Genomic DNA, 1,828 nt, shown 5'->3' on the forward strand with positions numbered 1-1,828 from the left:
CTGAACGGCACCTCGACCCCGCGACGCAAGGCCGGACGTTCCTTCATTTTATCCATCCACCGCTTGAGATGGGGCAGCCCTTCTCGCGAGACGCCGGACCACTTGTACGTCCGCGCCCAGCACCAATTGGCGATGTCGGCAATCGAGAAGTCGTCCGCCAACCACTCGCGGCCACTGAGATGCGAGTCGAGCACCTCAAAAAGACGCCGGCACTCATTCTGGTACCGGTCGATCGCCGGTTGAATCTTTTCCGGGAAGTATCGGTAGAAGACATTCGCCTGGCCCATCATGGGGCCGACACCACTCATCTGAAACATCAGCCATTGAATGACCCGGGACCGCCCCTTGGGATCGGCCGGCAACAATCGCCCGGTCTTCTCCGCCAGGTAGATCATCAGTGCGCCCGACTCGAAGACCACGAAGTCGCCCGCTTCGCGGTCGATGATGGCAGGGATCCGGCCGTTCGGATTAATGCGAAGATACCAGTCTTCCTTCTGCACCTGCTTCGCCAGCTCGATGCTGTGAACTTCGTAGGGGAGTTCGAGTTCTTCGAGCGTGCAGGAAGCCTTCCACCCATTCGGTGTGGGTGCGGTGTACAGATCGATCATGTCGGTGGCCGTGTGTTCGAACGCGTGCCGCTGACGCCGATTCGCGATTCAGGCTAGTCCCACTCTTTGACGACGCCGTCCGGCGTCGTTAGCGTATCCATTCGCCACCGATGCGGACCTTGCGAGGCTGGCGGAAACTGTCGAAGAAGATACCGTTGCCTTCCTCGTCCAAGAATTCGAGCGACTGCTGGAACATACCGCCCGGGGGTGAGCCGGGATTGACCCTCGCTTCGATAATGTACAGCTTGCTCTCGAGCAGGTAGAGGCCCGCGAACGTGCGCGTTCCGTCGGGATTGGTCGTGTGCAGCTGATGCCCATCGAGGCGGCCGATGTAATGGTAGTTGTCGTACTCGACGCTCTGCGCGCGCTCGCGAATCCCTCTCGCCGCAAAGGCGACCGATCCGCGCACGTCCACCTCGCCGTAGACCGGGAGATAAATGTCGTCGAGCTCTTCGAGGCGCTTCATGTGAAGCTCCATCGAATCGGTATAGTCGACGACCGTCAGCGTGAACGTCCCTTGATCGGTCACGGCCTTGTGCACCTTCGCGGGGACCACGATGCCGTACTCGGTCTCGAAGTCCACCGTCTCGATGTCGAATGTGCCGCCCGGTGACATGATCCGGAACTTGCCGTCTTCATCGGTAAACGGCGCCCACCGCTGGGCGAGGGCCGAGCTGCTGAAGAGCAGGATCGATGCCAGTGTGAGGAATCGCAGAAGACGCATGGGTAACTCCAAAGGGAAACATCTGATTTTCGAAAATATTGCCACAAAGGGGGCGCATTGATCCATTTGAAGGGGCGTCAGGAAGATCCCCGGGATGCACGCTCACCACGGTTCAATATACGTTCTGACGTCTGTTTCGAAGCTCCACGCCGAGCACGGATACCATTTCTCGGCGTACCAGTCAGAAAGGTCGACGAAGTGACCTGTTTTAGTACTCCTCTTCTTCCGGGATCGCCACCTCCTCGCCGAAAGAGGGCGCAAAGGCGCTGCCGTGAAACTGGGTGATGGGCCCCTTCGGCGTGAGATCCTTGCCCGCCAGCCCCGGATAGTCCGGAGCCCAGCGCAGGGGGGACCAGCCGTTGAAGACATTCTGATGATCCGGGTTCTCGGTAATCAGCGTCTTCACGATCTCCCCGCCCCAGGTCACGGGGCCAACGTAGTCCCAGACCACTTCACCGTCCGGTGTCAGCTCCACCATGCGGCCAGGCCGCGCCAG

Annotated in this window: 3 protein-coding genes; all 3 read right to left on the minus strand. The window is 60.0% G+C overall.

Features of this window, described 5'->3' with window-relative positions; translation table 11 throughout:
• Positions 1 to 608, minus strand: a 608-nt coding sequence (locus OXG98_20210) for a glutathione S-transferase N-terminal domain-containing protein (GenBank protein ID MCY3774336.1), incomplete at its 3' end; no start/stop codon positions are given.
• 88 nt (positions 609 to 696) lie between these two features.
• A complete protein-coding gene (locus OXG98_20215; protein MCY3774337.1) occupies positions 697 to 1,332 on the minus strand; it encodes a hypothetical protein in 636 nt (211 codons plus the stop codon).
• 208 nt (positions 1,333 to 1,540) lie between these two features.
• Positions 1,541 to 1,828 (minus strand): hypothetical protein (locus OXG98_20220; GenBank protein ID MCY3774338.1); only part of this gene is annotated, 288 nt, incomplete at its 5' end.

This window comes from Gemmatimonadota bacterium, assembly GCA_026706345.1.
Taxonomy (GTDB): domain Bacteria; phylum JAAXHH01; class JAAXHH01; order JAAXHH01; family JAAXHH01; genus JAAXHH01.